This window comes from Fusibacter sp. JL298sf-3 (genome assembly GCF_053842995.1).
Genome location: NZ_CM132608.1, coordinates 2,780,493 through 2,801,244, shown reverse-complemented (window position 1 = coordinate 2,801,244; position 20,752 = coordinate 2,780,493). Strand labels below are relative to the sequence as shown.

The window sequence follows — 20,752 nt, the reverse complement described above, 5'->3', positions numbered from 1 at the left end:
TCTCTAAAGTATAATTGTATACTTTCTTAACTTTTTATAAAAATGAACGCTATTTCATGCTGCCTGTTGCAAGAAATCTTGCATGCCAAGAAAGGGCCTCTTCCATGAGGTGTGGTTCGTGTTTAAAGCGCGTCTCACAAGCGCGATTGAAGTAATCGAGCAACTGTGGTTTGTAATCGGGATGTGCGCAATTTTCTATAATCGCCAACGCGCGCTCCTTCGGCGACAAGCCTCTCAAATCGGCAATCCCCTGTTCAGTGACGACCACTTGTACGTCGTGCTCCGTGTGGTCTACATGTGAAACCATTGGAACAATCGAAGATATGTCGCCATTTTTAGCCGTGGAAACCGTCGTGAAGATGGAAATGTACGCGTTCCGCGTAAAATCTCCGGATCCGCCGATGCCGTTCATCATCCGCGACCCCATGATATTGGTGGAGTTGACGTGACCGTACATGTCGATTTCAATGGCCGTGTTCATAGCGATGACCCCGAGACGTCTGGCCACTTCCGGATGGTTGCTGATTTCCATCGGTCTTAGAATACAATACTGAGTGTAGCGGTCGATGTCTGCCACTAAGCGTACGAGGCCTTCTTCTGAAGGGGTGAACGATGTCCCCGACGCCACGGTGACTTTACCCGCATCTATGAGGTCGAGCATCGAGTCCTGAATTACTTCTGTGTAGCAGGTCAAATCGGTAAAATCCGATTCTACAAGCCCGCCTAAAACGGCGTTGGCAACAGAACCGACCCCCGACTGCAGCGGCAAGAGGTTTTCCGGCAAGCGGCCGGCAGCCACTTCTTTCTTAAAGAACTCGATGATATGCCGTGAAATGCGCTTAGAATTTTCATCAATGGCGCCAAGTGGGCGAACTTTATCGGTGATATCCGACGCGACGATGGCGACAATTTTGTCGGGATCACACGGAATAAACGGCGTACCGATTCGATCGCCTGAGCTTTCAATCGGTATCGGCTTACGGAACGGTGGTTTTTCCGTCATATAGATGTCGTGCACCCCTTCTAACGCTTCAGGCTGTGCCGTATTAATTTCCACGATAACCGCTTTGGCGTTGCGTATTGCCTGTGGCGACACGCCGACAGAAGTGGAAGGGACAATCCCGCCGTCTTCAGTAATGGCAATCGCTTCGACAATGGCGACGTCGACGTCACCGAAAAAACCATACTCCAAATACTGCGGCACATGGCTCAGGTGCATGTCGGCATAACAAATGTTCCCGTTATTAATCCCGTCGCGCATGTCGCAGTTCGTCTGGTAGGCAAATCGCCTTTTAATAATACCCAATTCTGCGAGTTTGCCATCAAGTTCAGGGCCAACAGATGCCCCCGTCACCAAAGTAATCTCCACTTTGTCACCATTTTCAGCGCGCTTTGCCAATGCAAGCGGCACCGCTTTCGGATAACCAGACGGTGTAAATCCACTTGTCGCAACCAAATCACCTGTTTTAATAAGCTTCGCTGCCTCGTCGGCACTCATAACTTTCTCTTTTAACGCCTCATATCTTATACGATTTTCAATCATCATAACCTCCGTCATCTCTTTGCGGCAAACAAAAAAGCCAAATAACCCATCTGTTAAGATTGGCTATTTGACTTGCTGTCACCAAGTAAAAGAGGCAAAGGTCATTTGTCCCCATTGGCAATTGCGTTCAATACCCTCTTGAGTTAGACGCTTCTTTGTCGCGCCTTTATCTAATCTTCATTTACCAAATCGCCGTTCTCCATAATTTGCCTGTATTTTTCACCACAGGTCTTTACCGCAGAAGTAATGGCTTTTTTGGCACTACCAAAATAATAAGTCTTAATTCTCTTTTCAATGGCATCCATATCGTTTAAATTGGTGCCCACTAAAATTCTCTTAACGAAGTTCTTAGCAAGGTCTGTCGCAAGGGAGCAATCAGAATCGATAATCACACCAGTATGCCTTTCGACAACCAGACCGACGGCAATCACCGAGTAAAGTTCTTTTGCAGTAATCCCATGCGGGAGCTTTGCATAGCCTGTTACGAATATTTGTGTCGTGTCCATAATACGCTCCTTATTCTTTAAATTAAGAGGGATTGTACCATGATTTTATTATAGCATTTCTACTGTTACATCGGTAGGAGATGCAAGACAATTGTGAAAATAACCATACCTAAAAGCGCAAATGGATACGTCGCACCATAACCTGCCGCCGGATCGTCGGAACCGATGGCTTCAACAGCCGCTCCCAGTCCCGGCGTCGATGTCATACCGCCGCAAATGGCGCCGGACAACATAATCCAGTTGATTTTAAACACGTACCGTCCGAGTAAATAGCCCACCATCATAGCCACGATGCCGACCACCAGCGCGACGATGGCGAGATTGATTCCCGGTCCTTTTAAGGCATCAACTACAGCAAAGCCGTATCGCAAACCGACGATAGCGAGGAAAAATGTCAGAGACAACTCCCGGATAACGCCTAATATCTTCGTGTCCATTCTAAAATGTATAAAGCCAATTTTGCCGATATACCCCAAGAACAACGAGCCGATTAAAGCCCCACCGGTGGCACCGAGGCTAAAATTGCCGAGCTTGATGAACGAGAGGTCGATGGTGACTTGCCCCACCGTGTACCCGAACAGGCAGGCAATTACAAAAGCAATCATATCAAAGCTGACTTCCGGTATGACCTTGCCGGTTTTACCGTTTCGCGCTTCAGCCATTTCCTGTGCAAACTGTATTTTCTCAGCAGCCACATCGATTTTGAAAATCTTCGGGAAGAAATTCATGGCAATTATAACGATGAGAACGCCGAAAGGATAGCCGATGGCATGTCCGACGCCTATGCTGGCCGCTGCGTTGTTGATAAACTGCTTCTCTTGCTCTTCCGTTAAGGTGGTCACTGAACTCGGATCTAAATTCTTGTCCAGCATATTGATAAATCGTTCACGATCTTCTGTGGACATATCATCGAATTTGGTCACTTCGTTGGTGGCGTGTTTGGTTGCGGTTTCTATTGCCGCCGCTAGCCCCGGCGAACTCGTCAACGCCCCGGTGTACACACCGGATACCTCATACGGGTTGTTTGACTTAAAAAAATGCGTCATCCCGTAAGTTGTGCCGGCCCCTATAAATGTAATTAAAAAACCCATAATGATAAACTTGGCGCCGTATTTTTTCAACACAATGTCGATATCCTTTGCCGCCAGCAAACCGACTGCTACGACGAAGAGTATCAGAAACAGCGTGAAAAATCCCTTGTCAACCACACCGCTTTTTATCAGCGCTTCTGACGCCTTGACAGTACTCTCACTAGCCGTTTTGGGGTCGACGTTCTGTGCCATTCCAAGCATTAACCACCCAATGAGAAGCCCTGTGAAGAGCGCTCCGGATGTGCCAAACTTGAATTTTCCGAACTTGATTTTACCGAACAGCAATCCCGAAACGACTGTTACAAACATAAGAACAAAGGGATTCATTAGCCATTTCATGTAGTCAAAACTCATAACTCAATTCCTCCTTTATTTGTTGCTTGTTATTTGTTAACCGCGCGCGTATTGTCCCTAGTGCATCTATGTCGAAACGATGCAGGCAGACAACAAAAAAGGCATAGCAAATAAATGCTATGCCGTCTAATCAATATGGAGAGGTGATGGGGAATCACCAAATATTGGTATGGCGTTGTTCGTTAACTTGATAATATTATAACATACAAAACAGGAGTTGTTAAGTTTTTTTCATTTCCATGCGCGTTCTTAAACTTTTTTCAACAAGGCGTTTAACCAATAATACCCTTTTCGACTCGGTCTGGCGTCTTCTGTCTGCCACATCTTTTCAATGGCAAAGCCCTCCTCAGTCGACATGAGTTTTTGGAACTTTTCTTCGTTGAAATCATTAAAATAACGCCCCTTGCGCGTTGCCTCTCCTTCGCCGTATTTAAACGAAACATAGAGAATCCCACCCGGTTTTAACGCCGCATGGCAACGCTTCAAAATGTCGTGAATCTTATCGGTTGTGGAATGTAGCAACACTGCACTGGCCCAGATGGCGTCGAATTCGTTTTCGTAGCGTATGTCTTCCACGTCGACTAAGAGCACTTCGTTGTTGAGCAAGTTCTTGCCGCGCATCACCACTTCTTTCGCAAAATCAATCGAAACGACGTTGTAGCGTTTTTCACAAAAATAGAGGCTGTCCCGACCTGAACCAAAACCGACATCCAGTATTTTATCACCCATTTTTAGGTAGGCTTCAAATGCATCGTAGATGTCCTGCAAGTCGATGTCAATGGTTTTCTCATATAAGTCTCTGGCGTTTGCATTGTAGTATTGTTGAATCATAGGCACACCCCTTTCTTTTATTACAGTGTTCGATAACGCTCTGCTTCTGTCTTGTATAGATTGTTGCCTTCGGCGTCGATGACCACCGTGACTTTGAAGTCTTTTACCTCGAGTTTTCGAACCGCTTCTGTCCCGAGATCTTCATAGGCGATAACTTCACTGCTCACAACAGTGCTCGCAATTAAAGCACCTGCACCGCCAATCGCCGCAAAGTAAACTGCGCCGTTTTCTACAATCGAATCGATGACTTCAGGCGATCGATCTCCTTTTCCTATCATACCCAAAACGCCGCGTTTTAAAAGTGCCGGCGTCATTTTGTCCATTCGGTAACTGGTCGTCGGGCCACAGGCGCCGATGACATCTCCAGGCTTTGTCGGAGAAGCCCCCGAATAGTAGATGACCTGTCCTTCCGGTTCAAAGGGCAAAGCTCTACCACTGGCCAGTGCCTCAATCATCCGGAGGTGCGCCGCATCTCTCGCAGTATAAATCACCCCTGAAAGGGCCACTTCGTCGCCGGCTTTAAGCGCAGCCACATCGGATTTTTTCAATGGTGTCGTCAAATAAATCATCATGCCCTCCTTACAACTCTATAACCGCATGTCTCGATGCGTGACAGTTGATGTTCACCACTACAGGGAGCCCCGCTATATGCGTGGGAAAGGCTTCTACATGAACGGCCAAAGCCGTCGTATTGCCACCCAACCCCTGCGGTCCGATGCCGAGTGCATTGATTTTTTCGAGCAACCGCTCTTCCAGTTCTGCTAAATGCGCTTGTGCATTTGAGGCTCCAAGCGGCCTAAGCAATGCTTTTTTAGCAATCTGCGCCGCCTTGTCCACGGTGCCGCCGAGTCCGACGCCGACCACTATAGGGGGACACGGATTGGGCCCCGCTGCCTTTACTGTCTCGACAACAAAAGCTTCAACACCTTCAACGCCATCTGCAGGTTTGAGCATCGCCAGTTTGGACATGTTTTCACTGCCGAACCCCTTTGCCGCCAGCTCAATCTTAAAACAATCGCCTTCTACAACTTCGAAATACACAACAGCAGGCGTATTGTCCTTCGTGTTTGTGCGAAGCAACGGATCGGCCACAACTGACTTTCGCAGATACCCTTTCTCATACCCTCTCCGCACGCCTTCGTTAATAGCGGCTTCAATCCCACCGCCTTCGACGACGACGGATTGCCCTACCGTAACAAAGGCGACAATCATACCGGTGTCTTGGCAGATGGGCATTTCTCTATTTTTCGCCACAGCTGCGTTTTCCACCAGCGACTGAATCACACGCTGACCGACTGGCGAAGTCTCTTGTTCAAGCGCCTTGTCAAAAGCGGCACGCACTGCCGGATCAATGACTTTGTTACACGCTATACACGCGGCTTCCACAGCCTCTACAATTTCGCTTACGCAAATGGTTTTCATGGGGGCTCCTATCTGTTCTTCTTATCGTTAACGCGGGCGAGAAACTTTTCAGAATTGATGATAAAGCGCTCGTGAACACCTGTCCCTATACCCTCCACTTCGTCAGTTGCCGTGACCTTAAAAGTCAGTTTCTTGCCTTCTATGGCAACCAACTCCGCTTTGGCTACCACTTCTTGACCGACGGGGGTCGCCGCCGTGTGCTTGATATCTAGAGAAATCCCCACTGTGCTGTAGCCCTTTTCAAGCCCGGACTCGGCGCATTTTAACGCCGCATTTTCCATTAGCCCAACCATCATCGGCGTTGAAAACACCAAAATATCGCCGCTACCAAATGCGGCTGCTGTGTGTTTTTCTTCAACGATGAGTTTGGATTCAAATAAATCGCCGATTTTTAATTGATGCATAATAAGACCTCCTGATTTTTATAAAAAAAACAGCGCTGCTAACGCTGTTTTTCAATCGTTGTAGAACTTTAAGCATTGGCGTTAAATGGATTGTCATCTTTAACTTGCGTACTTTCCTGTTCTTTTTTGTCCAATTCCGCCTTAAGTTTCTCAAAGGCTTCTTTTTCACGCTGTTCGTCTTCCATTACTTTTTGACGCTCTGCCTCAATCTTTTCTCGTTGAGAATCGATTTTCGCCGTCAGCGCCTCAAGGCCGTTTGAAAGAACGAGTTTAAACTCTTCGCCACTGATGGTCTCGTACTTGAGAAGCGCCTCAGCGACGACGTGGAGTTCGTCCATATGCTCTGTAAGCAATTCTTTTGCCGTCTCATAAGCGCGGTCTACGATGTTGCGAACTTCTCTGTCGATTTCCGCTGCGACGTGTTCAGAATAGTTCTTCTGCGATGCAAAATCCCTGCCGAGGAAGACTTCTTCTTCTGTCTCATAACTCATGGCACCGAGGTTATCGCTCATCGCGTACTTCATCACCATCGCCTTGGCAATCTTCGTCACACGGCTCAAGTCGTTTTGAGCACCGGTACTGATATCCCCGAGGACGAGGCTTTCTGCCACACGGCCGCCGAGGAGCATAACCAACTCTCTCTCCATGCTCTTTTTCGTCGCATAGCTTCTATCTTCTTCAGGCAACTGCATGGTGAAACCACCTGTGCGGCCTCTTGGAATAATGGTCACTTGATGCACGGGATCCGACTCCGGTAGTGCGTTTGCCAACACAGCGTGCCCTGCTTCATGGTATGCCGTGAGCTTGCGTTCTTTTTCACTGACGATACGGCTTTTCTTTTCAACCCCTGCAATGACTTTGGTAATGGATTCTTTAATCGCTTCCATGCGAATGATGCGATCTTTGCGTCTAGCCGAAAGCAACGCCGACTCGTTCATGACGTTCTCTAAATCCGCCGGTGTGAAGCCCGGTGTGCTCTGTGCCAATTTTGCAAAGTCGACATCGTCGGCAATCGGTTTGTTTTTCGCGTGAATTTTCAGCATCTGCTCACGCTCTCTAACGTCCGGTACACCGACCATAACTTGTCTGTCAAATCGACCTGGTCTCAACAACGCAGGGTCGAGAATATCCGGTCTATTGGTTGCTGCAATAACGATAACACCTTGGTTTTCTGCAAAACCATCCATCTCGACGAGGAGTTGGTTGAGCGTTTGCTCGCGCTCATCGTGACCGCCGCCAAGACCTGCACCTCTGCGTCGACCTACGGCATCGATTTCATCGATAAAGACGATGCACGGTGCATTTTTCTTCGCTTCTTCAAAGAGGTCACGTACCCTAGACGCCCCGACGCCGACAAACATCTCGACGAAGTCGGAACCTGAAATCGTGTAGAACGGCACGCCGGCTTCACCGGCACACGCTCTAGACAAATACGTTTTTCCCGTTCCCGGAGGGCCCACCATCAAGATGCCTTTTGGGATACGCGCTCCAAGTGCGAGATAGCGTCTCTTATTCTTGAGGAAGTCCACGACTTCCGCCATTTCTTCTTTTTCTTCTTTTAGGCCGGCTACGTCGGCAAAAGTCACTTTCTTACCGCCGTCTTTAACCATCTTAGCCTTGCTCTTTCCGAAATTCATCACCTTAGAGCCGCCGCCCTGTGAATTCTGCATAAACACAAACCAGAAGACCACGACGACCAATATCATTATAAGCGTCGGCAATATGTCGATAAAGAAAGGGCGACTTGCCGGAGGCACGCCTTCAACTTTGACGTTGGGATTGTCTTCGCGATATGAAGAAATAATGTCCCCTGTTGTCAGCGCTAGCATCGTCGGTACGTCGACACTGTAGTTTGTCGTGTCGCTCAACTCACCGGTTATTTTATTGCCATCCACTTTCATCGATATGATTTTTTTGTCGTTCAGTTGTTGCATAAATTCGTCGTATGTGATGTTTTCTATCTTGTTGGTATTCACACCCGACAACGTCACCAATATCAATATGCCTATAAATATGACAATATATATTGATGCACCCTTTAGTCCTTTCTTCATAGCTTCCTCCCTTATAGAGTATACATCGTACTATTTTAGCATAATAATCGCCCTTAAACAACTCATTCAAGCCGGATTATCAGAATGTTTTCAGTTTTTTTACATACTTTTGAACGGGCGTCCTGCCTCATGCCGAAAACCCATAAAATCTTCTCATCGTCACATATCAGTGGGATTGTATCGCGTTTTTCTCTCGGCACTTTTTCGTCGATAAAAAAATCCTTGAGCTTCTTTCGACCGGTCATGCCGAGCGGGATGAAGCTGTCCCCATTCTGCCTGTAGCGTATGGACAATGCGCCGACAACGGCATCTGCATCGACGGCGATTTCACACTTAGATGCCGTCTTCCCGGACCACGCGCTTCGAGTGATGCGCGACACGCTGAGCCGATAATCGCCACGCCGGTAAAGCGCCACATCCGCTTTGGCCACGTAGAGGTGCTCCGCGGTCAAATAGGCAGTATATGCCCCTGAAAGCGCCTTCTGCTTGCCGGTTTCATTTAATGCCAACACTTCTGTCAATGCGCCGTATGAGATGTCTTTTAAAGACCCTTCGAGGCGTTCGACACATGCTCTCAGCAGACGGTATTTTTCTGCGCGATGACAACGGGCAAAGCCCTCTCTTTCTATCATAACATAATTTTGCGCTTCATCCACCTTTGAAATCTGATTTAACACGTTTGAAATGTGCTCAGACCAAAAGGCCTCTTCACATTTCATCAGTGCCACGGTGTGCCCGATGGTTTCATCGATGTTCGGGTTAAACGATGCTCTCAGCTGAGGCAACAGAACATTGCGTATCTTGTTGCGCGTGTAGTCGTTTTCATCATTTGTGTGATCCGTGCAGTACGCAATCCCTTTCGCGTCCAAGTAAGCGTTGATTTCAGCTTTGGTCACATCCAAGAGCGGCCGTACGCGATTGCCCTTCCGATAGGCGATGCTGCTCAGCCCTGTAATACCGGCGCCCCTAAACAAGTTGAGAAAAAAACTTTCCGTTACGTCGTTTTTGTGATGGCCACTGGCAATTTTCTGAAAGCCATACGCCTGCCGGATCTCCTCAAAACACCTGTAGCGTACATCGCGCCCCGCTTGCTCCACCGAAAGCTTATGACGCTGTGCGTAATCGGCGACATCTTTGCGAAAAACTTCCAAAGGGAGACCCTTTTCGGCACACCACTTGGCGACCCACTCGGCATCTGCTTCCGCCGCTTCTCCCCTCAAAAGATGGTTGACGTGTACCGCAACGAGTTTTAAACCGTAAGTCGGCTGAAGTGCCATGAGCATTTCCGCTAGCGCCACGGAATCTGCGCCACCGGATAAGGCGACGACGACGCCGTCTCCATGAGTAAGTAACTGTTCTTTATCGATGGTCTTCAATACTTTGTCAATCACACGCGTCCCCTCTATTCTCTAATCTGTTACATTTATCGACCGGTCTCAGCCCCTTTAAACATTTTTTTATAAATCTACAACAATTACAATTAAAGAGCTTTGTATCTCTTCAAAATCCGTTCCAGACAGTTAAACTTATCATACCGCATAATTGTCACTAGAAATCAACAGACTTTGTAAACTCTTTTTAAACAGCTGATTGGCCTTTTCATTGTAACCAACTGTCTTCAAAAACTCAAGCCGCTCATATCGCTGTCGCGTGCAAATTTCAAACCATTTAAAATTTTCCTTTTTTACCATTTTATAGTGTTTTCGAGCACAAAAGAACCGTCCCCAAAAGCACACAAAAAAAACACAGTGTTCAAACACTGTGTTTAAATGGAGCCGGTGATGGGACTCGAACCCGCGACCTACTGATTACAAGTCAGTTGCTCTACCAATTGAGCTACACCGGCATATTTGGCGATCCAGAAGGGACTCGAACCCTCGACCTCTAGCGTGACAGGCTAGCGTTCTAACCAACTGAACTACTGGACCAGCAACAAATATATCTTATAACAAATCGTCAAAGTTGTCAACCTATTTTTCTATATTTTTTTCATTATACTTATTTTTCTATCATATACCCTTCGAGATTGTCGTAATCGCTAAACACGACCGCCTCAAGCCCTAGGCATTCGAGTACCGCCTCGAGAATAATGCCGCCGGCGACAATAACGTCTGCCCGCTTGGGTTCCAAGCCTACAACGGCCTTTCGTTCTTCCAGTGACAGAGCACCGAGTTTCCGGTTAAGCGCCCTTACGGTCTCAAGTGTTACCGTTTGGCCGTGCACTGCCGCACGCGTATACACGCCTATGCGGTGCGCCATTGTAATGTATGTCGCCGCAGTTCCGCCTATGCCGACGCCCACTTCAAAAGCGTGTGCTTTTAAATCGTCCTGCACCGTTGAAAGCGCATCGAGCGCATACTGCTTAATGGCTTCATAAGTTGGCGCATCCACCGTTTCGCCTTTCACAAAAGCACCGGTGAGCCGAACGGCACCGATGTCCAAACTCTTCCCAAATGCAATGCCTTGGCGATCGCCGACAATCAGTTCCGTCGAACCGCCTCCGATGTCGATAACCAGACAACGGTTGACGTCCGGCTCCAACCCGGCGACGACGCCGAGAAAACCAATTGACGCCTCTTCATCTCCAGAAAGAATCGCCAGCGTCATCCCCGTACGATCGGCAATCGCTTCTACGAGTTCCGAACGATTGGACGCATCTCTCGCCGCACTGGTCGCCATAACGTCGACAGTCTCCGCTCCGGACAACAGCGCCTTCTGGTAAAAGTTCGAAACCGCCGCCACTGTGGCCTCAACTCGATCGGGCAACAGCCGTCCTGTCTCGTTGACGCCTTTGCCCAACCGCGTAATCTCCACGGCTTTTTCGGCATTATAAAAAGCGCCGTTCTCATAGTCGGCTATAAGAAGGCGCACGGAATTTGTTCCTATATCAATTGTCGCTCTTTTCATCTGCCTCTCCTTCTTCTGTATTTTCGGAGCCTCGAATCAAATAGATGATCTCGTTACTCTTGACCATCTTTAGCTTTTCTCTGGCCTCTCTTTCCACGGCCTCTTCTGTTTGTACATACTCGTACTCGTCGTTCAGGCGCTCCACTTGTGCCTCGAGCGCTTTAATATCTCCCAAGAGCACCTCTCGCGTCGCCCCTAGTTCCTTCAGTTTGACATTGGTCGAATGCAAATTCACAAAAAAGTACACCCCTAGAGCCGTTAAAAAGAATAAAATCAACTTATTTCTTTTTACGAATTTTCTCATGGCCACCTCCTTGTCTCAACTTACTCTGTCAAAGCCTTTTCTGAAACGATTTCGTAAAGGTTTTTGGAATCGTCTTTTGATACGTGATCACTGACGGCAGTCACTTGGATGACAATTTCTTTGGAACCGAAACGCATCGCCACTTTGTCGCCTACTTTCACCTCAGTACCGGGCTTGGCCACTTTTTCATTGACCGCTATTTTCCCCGCGTCACACGCTTCTTTAGCCAGTGTACGGCGCTTGATAAAACGCGCATTCTTTAAATATTTATCAACTCTCATTTTGCCTCTCCTCAGTAGATCAAACGCCTAGTGTCGGCTGAATGCTATCTTCTCTTATAGACCGAGTGCCAGACGGCGCCCGTGCATTTTAAATGTGAGAAAAAGCAGCTAGGCTGCTTTTCTCATCTATTTCGCACGATGCGATACAATTTCTCAAGTTTTAAATCCGTCTGTACAAACTGTCTGTACGTTCGCAAAACAACTTATTATTTTAAAAATAGCATTACAGCCGTACCCACTAAAGTGCGTCTTATTTGTTAACGGATTCTTTTAAAGCCTTACCTGCTTTGAATACAGGTGCTTTAGAAGCTGGAATGTTAATTGTCTCTTCAGGATTTCTAGGGTTTCTTCCCGTTCTCTCTTTTCTTTCTCTAACATCAAATGTACCAAATCCAACTAATTGAACTTTTCCACCACCTGTTAAAGCTTCTTCAACACTTTCCATAAAAGCGTTCAATGCCAATTCTGCATCTTTTTTTGTTAATCCAGATTTCTCGGCCATATTAGCCACTAATTCAGCTTTATTCACAACAAAACCTCCTGATTATTTATTAAGTTGTTTTAACTATTACTAGTATACGTTGAAATTTCAACTTTTACAAGACTTTTCATTCACTTTTATCGTGTTTTTTTGATTTCGCCGCCTGCCAAAAGCGCTCCATTGCATCCAGTTGGTTAAAATTCATCTCAATGCCTGCTTCTTCCATGCTTTTTTCCACAAATTCGAACCGTTTGACGAATTTGTCAACCGCCTCATTCATAATGAGCTCCGCGTCGCCGCCGAGCATCCGAATGACATTGGTAACAATGAGAAGCAAATCGCCAAGTTCTTCAAAAACATGTGCACTGTGAGAATGTTCTAAGGCATGGGATACCTCGTCCACTTCTTCCATAATTTTTTCGACGGCCTTCTTTACATCTTGCCAATCAAAGCCCACATCTGAAGCGCGCTTTTGTACTTTTTGTGCACGCATAAGTGCGGGCAAACTCATAGGAAGCCCCCTCATGCTTTCCGACACGCGCGTGTGCTTTTTCTCTTTGTTTTTAATGGCCTGCCAATTGGTGAGCACCTCAGCGCTGTCTCTAACCGATACATCTGAAAAGACATGTGGGTGGCGACGAACCATCTTTTCGCAAATAGCATCGACAATGTCGCGCCAGTTAAAGTACCCTTCTTCATCGCCCAATTGCGCGTGGAAGATCACTTGTAGCAAAACATCGCCGAGCTCGTCGACCAATTCTTCGTCGTCGCCGTTCTCAACAGCTTGTTTCACTTCATACGCTTCTTCAATCAAATAACGCGTCAGGCTTTCGTGTGTTTGCTCGCGGTCCCAAGGACAACCGTTTTCGCTGCGAAGTTTAGCCATAATATCGATTAAATCCCATAAGTCGCGGCGGGGCGTCGAGGCCTTTTTCACATAGACGCTGGTCAAGTGGTCGAACAGCGTGCCGTGTCGATCCATCTCACAAAGCGGCACAGTCTCAACCACTTCGAGGTCGGGAATCCCTGCGGCTCTGATAATCGTCACTTCGTGTTCGTCGTCAAAGCAAGTCATCAACTGAAGCTTCAACTCCGAAGCCACTTGCGGGCTGTAAACTTGAATCCAGATGTGATCGGTCTTGTCGGTAATTTGATTGGTTGCCACCTTGAGGGCGTCTCGAACCACCAGCCCCTCTACGGGGTCGAAACCCAGCGTTGTAATCATCGCATCGAGAAAACTCGCCCCGTGGTGAACTGTTACCGGGAAGCCCTGTACTTCCGACTGCCCCATTAGGAGCCGGACGGTCTCCTCTGCGACAAACGGGTTCCCCGGAACTGCGTAGACCACAGGACCGTCTTTCAATCGACTCACCACGTCCGCCACAATACGACTATACGTCTCTTCAAAGGTTTCTGCACTCTCGTAAAATGCGTCGTAAGAAGTGTACTGCATCCCGTTTTCGACGAGTTTTTCCACCACCGGATGTTTTGCCGTTCTCAAATAGACCCTTTCAGCTGTTGTGAGGAGCTCGTGGACGCTCATGGTCAAATACGCCATGCTGCCCGGGCCCATCCCAACGATTTGAAGTGTGTGCATGTTATCTCCTATCTATTCTCTTCGGAATCAGTTTTTTCGATTCCAGTTTATCTCTAAGGCGCTTCATGTAGCGACCTCCCGGCATCATCGACAAATCTTCATCGGTCAATGTCCGCGTGGCCAACAACATATAGCCGTAAACGGCGACGCCGACTAAAATCGAAAGCAACGTTGCCTTATTGCTGCTCATAAACACATGTAGACCTCTAAATACGCCAAAGACCACAATCCCCATGACTGCAGACGAGGCCAGGGGCTTAAAGACCACATGGGAGGCTTTGAGTTCCACGTCGGCATGCCGTTTCAACGTTAAGATGTTGAGAATTGCCGCCACAGAATAGGCGATAACCGACGAAAAGGCCGCGCCTCTAACATGGATACTGGGGATGCCCACCAAAATATAGGTCAAGACCACTTTCACTGTCGCACCGATTAACAAGTTAAACGCCGGTTTCATCTGCAGGTTCATGCCCTGTAAAATTCCGGTGGTCACCTGAAAAAGTCCCAGAAAGATGACGCCGGACGAAAACACAGCCAGTATTGAAGCCGCCACGGTGCCCGTTTCTGTGAGTTTTGGATACAAGAGGTTGATAATCGGTTCCGCCAGCACCATGTACCCTACCGCCGCAGGCATACCGATAACCAGTGCCATTCGTATACCACTTTCCACAGTGCGCCCAAGCGCTTTAAACTCGCGCTTGACGAAACAACTGGCCACTGCGGGGACAATGCTGATTTGAATCGCCGCTGTAATGGCCTGAGGCAGATTGATCAGGGTCATGACGTAGCCGCTGAGCAACCCGTAAAGCGTTTTGGCCTGCGCCCCGTAACCGATGTCGGCCAGTCTGTTCATGACAATGCTCACGTCAATAAGGCCCATAAGCGGCATAACTGCAGCGCCAAGTGAAATTGGGATGGCGATACGAAAGAGCTCCCCTGCTATGGCTTTTCGAGACGATACCGGCAGCGCGGGGTTGTACGTAAAGTACTTGGGGTTCGAGGCTCTAAAGAGCCTGTACATCCAGTAGATGGCCAAAAGTCCGAGAAAGGCGCCGGCTGTGGAACCGAACGTCGCACCGGCTGCCGCAAAAGGCAAGCCTTTCTTTAAAAGGACATACGCGAGAAAATAACCGAAGAATACCCGCCCCAACTGTTCAATCAGCTGCGATGTCGCAAAGGGTTTCATATTTTGAACCCCTTGGAAGAAGCCTCTGTAGATGGCGAGCGCTGTGACGATGACCACAGCAGGGGCCAGCGCTCTAAACGAGTAGACCGCTTCGGGATTGTTAAACGCATTGGCGATCCAACCGGCGCCAAAGAACATCACAAGCGTTCCAAATGCGCCGATACTGAGCATTAATACCATCGCCGTCTGCACCGTTCGATTCAGGTTGTTGTAGTCTTTTGTCGCCTTCCGTTCAGAAACCATGCGACCAAGCGCCGAAGGGAAACCCGTCGTCGCAAGGGCGATAAAGAAGATGTAAATCGGATAGGCGCTCTGATAATAACTCATCGCCTCGGGGCCAATTAAGTTGCCGAGAGGAATTCTAAAAAATGCACCGATTACTTTAATGACGACACCGGTTATCCCTAATATCAATGCGCCTCTTACAAACGTTGAAGAGGACTCTTTGTTGTGGGTGTCTCTCATGCCACGCTCCTCGATTTAAATGAGGCCAGCAGTTGCCGACCTCTCATTTTAAACAAGCCAACTGCCGAAGACATCCGGTGGCTAAGCCCCTTGTTCTTCGGCAGGTTTTAAAGCTCTTATTCAACTTATCGCGCTACTTGTCTTCGCCCGATGTATCGCCTTCACCTTCGCCGTCAGTCTCTTCTTCAGGCGTGTTTAGACGATCGTAGTAAATTTCCGTCTCATTGTTTTGCTTGGTTTCCGTCAATAGCTTTTCACTGTACTCGTTAAATACCGTGCCGAGGACCATGTCCTTGTACCCTTCGAGAAGCACTTCGTCTTCACCTTCTTCAGTGAGGTTATCAATGGTCTTAATGCCTTCCACATAGATGATGTGGTAGCCAAATGCTGTTTTTACAGGGTCGCTCACGCTACCTACCGGCAAGGCAAACGCTACTTCATCGAACTCTGCAGACCAGACGCCTCTCGGGAAGTAACCCAAGTCGCCGCCTTTGTCTTTGTTGGCACTATCTGTCGAATACGCTTTCGCCAACTCTTCAAACGGCTCTCCCGCATCGTATTTCGCTTTGACTTCTTTTGCTTTTTCTTCTGTTTCCACTAGGATATGCTTTGCTTTAACTTCTACCGGATATTGCGAGAACAGCTGCGTCACGCGTTCCTTATCACTGAGAATCACTTCTTTTACCATCTCATTGTAGGCGCTCTGAACGATACTCACGTTAACGGCGTATTTAATAAACGCATCGTCAATGCCCACAGCATCAAAAAGCGCCTTTTGGGCTTCGTCTTCAGCAATTACTTTCTTTTGTTCTGCCAGTTTCTCGTCAAAAACAGCTTGGTCAATGGTGTAGCCGTTCTCAGTCACATACTTTTGTTTGAGACTTTGGTCTAAAAGTTGATTGACCACGAGTTCCTTGAGCACGTCTTTAACCGGCATGCCCTTGTATTCTAGATCTAAAGACTCTTTACCAAAGTCGTTTTCATACCACTGGAAATTAAGCGCCAAGTACTTGTCAAAAATCGCTTTATTGACCATAACATCGTCAACGCGCACGATGACATCGGCAGGCACTACCAAGCCGGACTCCAGAACTTCCTCTTTTGGCGTCTCGTCCTTGGAACAGCCTGCAACCAACAGCACAACACTTAACAAACATACCAGCAAAAGGCTTTTATGTTTAAACATCACTTTTCTCCCCTAACTTTCCTTTAATTTAAAACATATTTTTACGCGTATCAATGGTTGATATAATCGCTATGAAAACTATATATTTTTTCGACGCTTTTTTCAAGCCTTTTTAATTGTTCTTCTTTGTTTCTTAACGCATTTGTAATTTTAATTCTAAATGCAGCAGGGGTTTTGGCTTCAAAGGCGATGTCCCGGCTGTCGTCTTTAAGCACTTCGCTGATAAACAGCGGACTGATGCGCGCATCCGTTGAAAACACCAATTTAAAGCTTCTTACATCCTGTCCTATTTCCTCGATGCCCATCTGCTCGCACAGAGCTTTAATATAGGCGATACGCATCAGGTTGTCAACCGGCGTCGGAACGGTGCCGAAACGGTCCTCGATCTCCTCGTAGATTTTGTCATACGCCACTCGGGTGTCAATAGAAGCAATCTTCTTGTACATCTCGATTTTAAGCTGCGGGTGTTCAATATAGCGCTCGGGAATGTAGGCGTTAATATGAAAGTCGATTTTAGCCTGTGGTTTTTCTTGAACGATCTCTCCCTTCTTCGCCAGCATGCTCTCCTCGAGCATTTTGCAATAGAGGTCGTAGCCGACAGCTTCCATGTGACCGTGCTGTGCCGTCCCAAGTACATTGCCGGTACCCCGGATTTCCAAATCCCGCATAGCGATTTTAAAGCCCGCCCCGAGTTCAGTAAACTCTTTGATGGCTTTAAGGCGCTTCTCAGCCACTTCGTTTAGCACTTTGTTTTGTCGATAGAAAATGTAACAGTACGCCAGACGATTCGATCTGCCCACGCGCCCTCTCAACTGATAGAGCTGAGAGAGGCCGAAGCGGTCGCCGTCGTTGATGATAATGGTGTTGACATTTGAGATGTCCAATCCCGTTTCAATAATTGTCGTAGATACGAGAACGTCGTATTCGTGGTTCATAAAACCCATCATCAGCGCCTCGAGAGCGTGTTCATTCATCTGCCCATGTGCGTAGGCGATACGGGCATCCGGTATGAGCTTTTGAATCTTGGCTGCCACTTGGTCGATGTCCGACACGCGATTGTGGACGACATACACTTGCCCGCCCCGCTCCAGTTCTCTGATAATCGCCTCTCTGACGAGGTGCTCGTCGAGTTCGACCACGTAGGTTTGAATCGGGTAGCGGTCCTCAGGCGGGTCTTCGATGACACTCATATCCCGTATGCCAATCATGGACATGTGAAGCGTTCTCGGTATTGGCGTCGCCGTTAATGTCAACACGTCGATGTTTTCTTTAAGCTGTTTAAGACGCTCTTTGTGCTTAACGCCGAACCGCTGTTCTTCATCGACAATTAAAAGCCCGAGATCTTTAAAGACCACATCTTTTGAAAGCAATCGGTGGGTTCCCACCACCACGTCGACGACCCCCGCCTTCACGTCGTCGATAATTTTATCTTGCTCCGCTTTTGTCTTAAATCGCGACAACACCTGAATGTTCGCGGGAAACTTAGAAAACCGCTCTTTCAAGTTGTTGTAATGTTGCTGTGCCAAAATAGTGGTCGGCACTAAAAAAGCCACTTGTTTGGAGTCCATCACCGCTTTAAATGCCGCACGCATGGCGACTTCGGTCTTGCCGTACCCCACGTCGCCGCAAAGCAGGCGCTCCATTGGGGACGCCTTTTCCATATCCGTTTTGATTTCGTCGATACACTTGAGCTGGTCACCGGTTTCTTGATAGGGAAACATGGCTTCAAAGTCACGTTGCCATTCGGTGTCTTTTGAAAACGCATAGCCCTTTTTTGCCCGTCGCGCCGCGTAGAGTTCAATGAGTTCGTCCGTCATCTCCTCAATGGCTTTTTTCGCGCGGTGCTTGGTTTTTTTCCACTCTGTACCACCGAGTTTGTTGAGTTTGAGTTTTTCTTTATCAGTTCCGATGTATTTTTGAATCAATCCGGCGCTCTCTACAGGAATGTAGAGGTAGTCCTCACTGGCGTACTTGATTTTAATAAAATCTTTTCGCGTCTGGTCGATTTTAACTTGCTGAATGCCGACGTATTGACCGACCCCGTGGTTCTCGTGGACGACGTGGTCGCCGATTTTCAGTTCCGTAAAGGCCTTAATGACTTTACCGGTCTGTTTCCTTCTGGTAATCCGCTTGCCTTCACCGAAGATTTCGTTTTCCGTAAGCAAGACGGTTTTAAATGTATCGAAGTAAAAGCCCGCCCCAATAGGGTGGACAAAACACAGCGCCTGACCACTGACCACACGCGTCTCATCGCCCCTAGGCGATACAATGACATCGAGATCGGTCATGCTTTTGACGAATCGATCCATGCGCTCTTCAGTGCTGAGGGCGATTAAGACGCGGTAGCCCTTGAGTTTCCAGTGTAGAATATCCTGTGCCACCTGCTCAAACTTCCCGAAGTACTTGTTCATTTCCCTTGCGGTAAATTTGATGATCTGCGCCACCTCAAAATGCGCCACGCGTTTAATCAACAGTTCGTTGAGAACCAAAGTCTCGCGCTTGAGCGTTTCAAGGACGGTTTCAAAGGTATTAATTCTGCCGAACTGCTCTTTAATGACGTCGCCGCGCTCTAAGTAATCTGCAAACTGTCGGTTGTACTCGTCAATATACTGCTCTAACCGCTGGAATGTGGCGTTGTGACCAATAACGCAGACAATAGGGTCTTTCACAAGCCCCTGTAGTGTCGAAGTCTCTTTGTAGATCAGTGAGAAGTAGCGGTCCAACCCGTCGACAAAAGTGCCGGAGGTCAAATTTTCGAGCAAGCGTCCGATTTTCTCTGCGCGAGAGGCGTCGTAATCGTCTTTTAGCGCTTGAAGCGTCTCAACCGTCGTCGCCAATCTATCCGCATTCAGCACCAACTCCTGTCTCGGGTAAACGTCAACACTTTCGAGCTTTTCAAGCGATTGTTGAGATTCGATGTCAAAATAGCGAATAGAGTCCACGTCATCGCCGAAGAACTCCACGCGAAGCGGGTGCTGATGCCCCACGGCAAAGACGTCGAGTATCCCTCCACGCATAGCGTACTGCCCTTTGGCCTCTACGATGTCGACGCGTTCATAGCCTAGGTAAAACAACGTCTTCTGAAGCTCCGGAAGCGCCCAAGTCGTCGTCATGTCAAAAACCAGACGGCTCTCCAAAAGCGTTTGGCGCGTCGGGTATTTGTAAGATAAATTTTGAATAGAGGTAAAGACGAGGGTCTGAGGGGCCTGCGCCATTTCGATAAGTGTTTCCGTGCGCTCGATTTGCGTCTGACTGGAGTGTGCAAAAGACTCGAACCACACCATTTCAGGCGTGGGCAGGTACTTAGAAGACGGCACTTCCTCCGCAGCGAGTTTGGCCTTGTAGTCGTCGTCAAAACAGACGATGACCGGTCGACCGGTATCCGCCATAAGTTTTTCAAAGGCCCACTTGAGCACCGCTGCATCTGAGCCGTGAATCAGTACAGGGGAAATGCCTTCTCGAACGCTGGTGATGAGATTGTGGTATTCCGTCGACTGTTCAAATACATTCAACAGTAAGTTTTCCATCAGTGACCTCTTTCATCCTGTTCCGGTTTAGTCTCCTTCGCCTTTTTGCGCGTATTGAAAACATTCATCGCTTTCTCGACATCCTCCTTGACAATTGTCGCCACGGCGTCGCCCGCCTGCTTAATACACGCCATCATCTGGTGCGCTTCTTCTTTGCTAAACCGCTGAAGCACATAGTCTTTTAAAGGAATGGTGTCGGATTTACCGATGCCAATGCGCACCCGCGGAAATTGGTCGTCTTTCAACATGTAGATGATATGCCGCATACCGTTGTGCGTACCGGCACTGCCCTTTTGACGAATGCGCAAGTTCCCCGACTCGGTGTCGATGTCGTCGTAGACGACAATAAGGTTTTCCAGTGGCAATTGATAATAGTTACATAAGCTCAACACCGTTTCGCCACTGAGGTTCATAAATGTTTGAGGCTTTACGAGCAGCACTTTTTCAGTGCCGATCATCCCTTCGCCGATAAGGGCTTTGTGTTTGATTTTGTTCACTTTTATATGATACGCTTCACTTAAATAGTCGATACAGTCAAAACCGACATTGTGCCGCGTGCCGTCGTATTTTTTCCCCGGGTTCCCCAGGCCTACAATTATATACATAACTTCTC

Annotated in this window: 18 protein-coding genes and 2 tRNA genes; all 20 read right to left on the bottom strand. The window is 47.9% G+C overall.

Features of this window, described 5'->3' with window-relative positions:
* Positions 1-49: 49 nt before the first annotated feature.
* Positions 50-1,558, bottom strand: a complete 1,509-nt coding sequence (locus ACR6HW_RS13230) for an acetyl-CoA hydrolase/transferase family protein (protein ID WP_455728198.1) — start codon at positions 1,556-1,558, stop codon at positions 50-52.
* Between the two features lie 155 nt (positions 1,559-1,713).
* On the bottom strand, positions 1,714-2,049 hold the full coding sequence (locus tag ACR6HW_RS13225) for a DUF3870 domain-containing protein (protein WP_455728197.1): 336 nt from the start codon (positions 2,047-2,049) through the stop codon (positions 1,714-1,716).
* A 65-nt stretch (positions 2,050-2,114) separates the two neighbouring features.
* Positions 2,115-3,494, bottom strand: coding sequence for an aspartate-alanine antiporter-like transporter (locus tag ACR6HW_RS13220; protein WP_455728196.1), 1,380 nt, complete (start codon positions 3,492-3,494; stop codon positions 2,115-2,117).
* A 249-nt stretch (positions 3,495-3,743) separates the two neighbouring features.
* Positions 3,744-4,325: a class I SAM-dependent methyltransferase gene (locus ACR6HW_RS13215; RefSeq protein WP_455728195.1), complete on the bottom strand. Its 582-nt coding sequence runs from the start codon at positions 4,323-4,325 to the stop codon at positions 3,744-3,746.
* Positions 4,326-4,345: 20 nt separating this feature from the next.
* Complete coding sequence (locus ACR6HW_RS13210) at positions 4,346-4,897, bottom strand: Fe-S-containing hydro-lyase (RefSeq protein ID WP_455728194.1); 552 nt, start codon at positions 4,895-4,897, stop codon at positions 4,346-4,348.
* Between the two features lie 7 nt (positions 4,898-4,904).
* The gene (locus ACR6HW_RS13205) at positions 4,905-5,747 is read right to left on the bottom strand and encodes a fumarate hydratase (protein ID WP_455728193.1); all 843 of its coding nucleotides are present in this window, start codon (positions 5,745-5,747) and stop codon (positions 4,905-4,907) included.
* A gap of 8 nt (positions 5,748-5,755) precedes the next feature.
* Positions 5,756-6,151 carry a thioesterase family protein gene (locus ACR6HW_RS13200; RefSeq protein WP_455728192.1) on the bottom strand — a complete coding sequence of 132 codons (396 nt, stop codon included), beginning with the start codon at positions 6,149-6,151 and terminating at the stop codon, positions 5,756-5,758.
* A 68-nt stretch (positions 6,152-6,219) separates the two neighbouring features.
* The gene (ftsH, locus tag ACR6HW_RS13195; RefSeq protein WP_455728191.1) at positions 6,220-8,205 is read right to left on the bottom strand and encodes an ATP-dependent zinc metalloprotease FtsH; all 1,986 of its coding nucleotides are present in this window, start codon (positions 8,203-8,205) and stop codon (positions 6,220-6,222) included.
* A gap of 62 nt (positions 8,206-8,267) precedes the next feature.
* Positions 8,268-9,596 carry a tRNA lysidine(34) synthetase TilS gene (tilS, locus tag ACR6HW_RS13190; protein ID WP_455728190.1) on the bottom strand — a complete coding sequence of 443 codons (1,329 nt, stop codon included), beginning with the start codon at positions 9,594-9,596 and terminating at the stop codon, positions 8,268-8,270.
* Positions 9,597-9,975: 379 nt separating this feature from the next.
* A tRNA-Thr gene (locus ACR6HW_RS13185) sits at positions 9,976-10,051 on the bottom strand.
* A gap of 5 nt (positions 10,052-10,056) precedes the next feature.
* Positions 10,057-10,133 (bottom strand) — tRNA-Asp (locus ACR6HW_RS13180).
* A 70-nt stretch (positions 10,134-10,203) separates the two neighbouring features.
* Entirely contained in the window at positions 10,204-11,112 is a 909-nt protein-coding gene (locus ACR6HW_RS13175; RefSeq protein ID WP_455728189.1) for a Ppx/GppA phosphatase family protein, read from the bottom strand.
* Positions 11,093-11,416: a septum formation initiator family protein gene (locus tag ACR6HW_RS13170; RefSeq protein ID WP_455728188.1), complete on the bottom strand. Its 324-nt coding sequence runs from the start codon at positions 11,414-11,416 to the stop codon at positions 11,093-11,095. The genes ACR6HW_RS13175 and ACR6HW_RS13170 overlap by 20 nt, the downstream gene beginning before the upstream one ends.
* A gap of 20 nt (positions 11,417-11,436) precedes the next feature.
* Positions 11,437-11,697: an RNA-binding S4 domain-containing protein gene (locus tag ACR6HW_RS13165; RefSeq protein WP_455728187.1), complete on the bottom strand. Its 261-nt coding sequence runs from the start codon at positions 11,695-11,697 to the stop codon at positions 11,437-11,439.
* Between the two features lie 250 nt (positions 11,698-11,947).
* Positions 11,948-12,226, bottom strand: coding sequence for an HU family DNA-binding protein (locus tag ACR6HW_RS13160; RefSeq protein ID WP_455728186.1), 279 nt, complete (start codon positions 12,224-12,226; stop codon positions 11,948-11,950).
* A gap of 79 nt (positions 12,227-12,305) precedes the next feature.
* Entirely contained in the window at positions 12,306-13,775 is a 1,470-nt protein-coding gene (yabN, locus tag ACR6HW_RS13155) for a bifunctional methyltransferase/pyrophosphohydrolase YabN (protein WP_455728185.1), read from the bottom strand.
* 1 nt (position 13,776) lies between these two features.
* Entirely contained in the window at positions 13,777-15,426 is a 1,650-nt protein-coding gene (locus ACR6HW_RS13150) for a putative polysaccharide biosynthesis protein (protein ID WP_455728184.1), read from the bottom strand.
* 133 nt (positions 15,427-15,559) lie between these two features.
* Positions 15,560-16,612: a peptidylprolyl isomerase gene (locus ACR6HW_RS13145; protein WP_455728183.1), complete on the bottom strand. Its 1,053-nt coding sequence runs from the start codon at positions 16,610-16,612 to the stop codon at positions 15,560-15,562.
* Positions 16,613-16,662: 50 nt separating this feature from the next.
* The gene (mfd, locus tag ACR6HW_RS13140; RefSeq protein ID WP_455728182.1) at positions 16,663-20,139 is read right to left on the bottom strand and encodes a transcription-repair coupling factor; all 3,477 of its coding nucleotides are present in this window, start codon (positions 20,137-20,139) and stop codon (positions 16,663-16,665) included.
* Positions 20,139-20,744 (bottom strand): aminoacyl-tRNA hydrolase, encoded by a 606-nt coding sequence (gene pth, locus ACR6HW_RS13135; RefSeq protein WP_455728181.1) that lies wholly within the window; start codon positions 20,742-20,744, stop codon positions 20,139-20,141. Before pth ends, mfd begins: the two co-directional genes overlap by 1 nt.
* Positions 20,745-20,752: the final 8 nt, after the last annotated feature.

What these genes read in the sequence shown, in the direction of transcription:
- ACR6HW_RS13230 (WP_455728198.1), bottom strand. Translation starts at nt 1,558, where the DNA reads ATGACGGAGGTTATGATGATTGAAAATCGTATAAGATATGAGGCGTTA.
- ACR6HW_RS13225 (WP_455728197.1), bottom strand. Translation starts at nt 2,049, where the DNA reads ATGGACACGACACAAATATTCGTAACAGGCTATGCAAAGCTCCCGCAT.
- ACR6HW_RS13220 (WP_455728196.1), bottom strand. Translation starts at nt 3,494, where the DNA reads ATGAGTTTTGACTACATGAAATGGCTAATGAATCCCTTTGTTCTTATG.
- ACR6HW_RS13215 (WP_455728195.1), bottom strand. Translation starts at nt 4,325, where the DNA reads ATGATTCAACAATACTACAATGCAAACGCCAGAGACTTATATGAGAAA.
- ACR6HW_RS13210 (WP_455728194.1), bottom strand. Translation starts at nt 4,897, where the DNA reads ATGATGATTTATTTGACGACACCATTGAAAAAATCCGATGTGGCTGCG.
- ACR6HW_RS13205 (WP_455728193.1), bottom strand. Translation starts at nt 5,747, where the DNA reads ATGAAAACCATTTGCGTAAGCGAAATTGTAGAGGCTGTGGAAGCCGCG.
- ACR6HW_RS13200 (WP_455728192.1), bottom strand. Translation starts at nt 6,151, where the DNA reads ATGCATCAATTAAAAATCGGCGATTTATTTGAATCCAAACTCATCGTT.
- ftsH (WP_455728191.1), bottom strand. Translation starts at nt 8,205, where the DNA reads ATGAAGAAAGGACTAAAGGGTGCATCAATATATATTGTCATATTTATA.
- ACR6HW_RS13175 (WP_455728189.1), bottom strand. Translation starts at nt 11,112, where the DNA reads ATGAAAAGAGCGACAATTGATATAGGAACAAATTCCGTGCGCCTTCTT.
- ACR6HW_RS13170 (WP_455728188.1), bottom strand. Translation starts at nt 11,416, where the DNA reads ATGAGAAAATTCGTAAAAAGAAATAAGTTGATTTTATTCTTTTTAACG.
- ACR6HW_RS13165 (WP_455728187.1), bottom strand. Translation starts at nt 11,697, where the DNA reads ATGAGAGTTGATAAATATTTAAAGAATGCGCGTTTTATCAAGCGCCGT.
- yabN (WP_455728185.1), bottom strand. Translation starts at nt 13,775, where the DNA reads ATGCACACACTTCAAATCGTTGGGATGGGCCCGGGCAGCATGGCGTAT.
- ACR6HW_RS13150 (WP_455728184.1), bottom strand. Translation starts at nt 15,426, where the DNA reads ATGAGAGACACCCACAACAAAGAGTCCTCTTCAACGTTTGTAAGAGGC.
- ACR6HW_RS13145 (WP_455728183.1), bottom strand. Translation starts at nt 16,612, where the DNA reads ATGTTTAAACATAAAAGCCTTTTGCTGGTATGTTTGTTAAGTGTTGTG.
- mfd (WP_455728182.1), bottom strand. Translation starts at nt 20,139, where the DNA reads ATGGAAAACTTACTGTTGAATGTATTTGAACAGTCGACGGAATACCAC.
- pth (WP_455728181.1), bottom strand. Translation starts at nt 20,744, where the DNA reads ATGTATATAATTGTAGGCCTGGGGAACCCGGGGAAAAAATACGACGGC.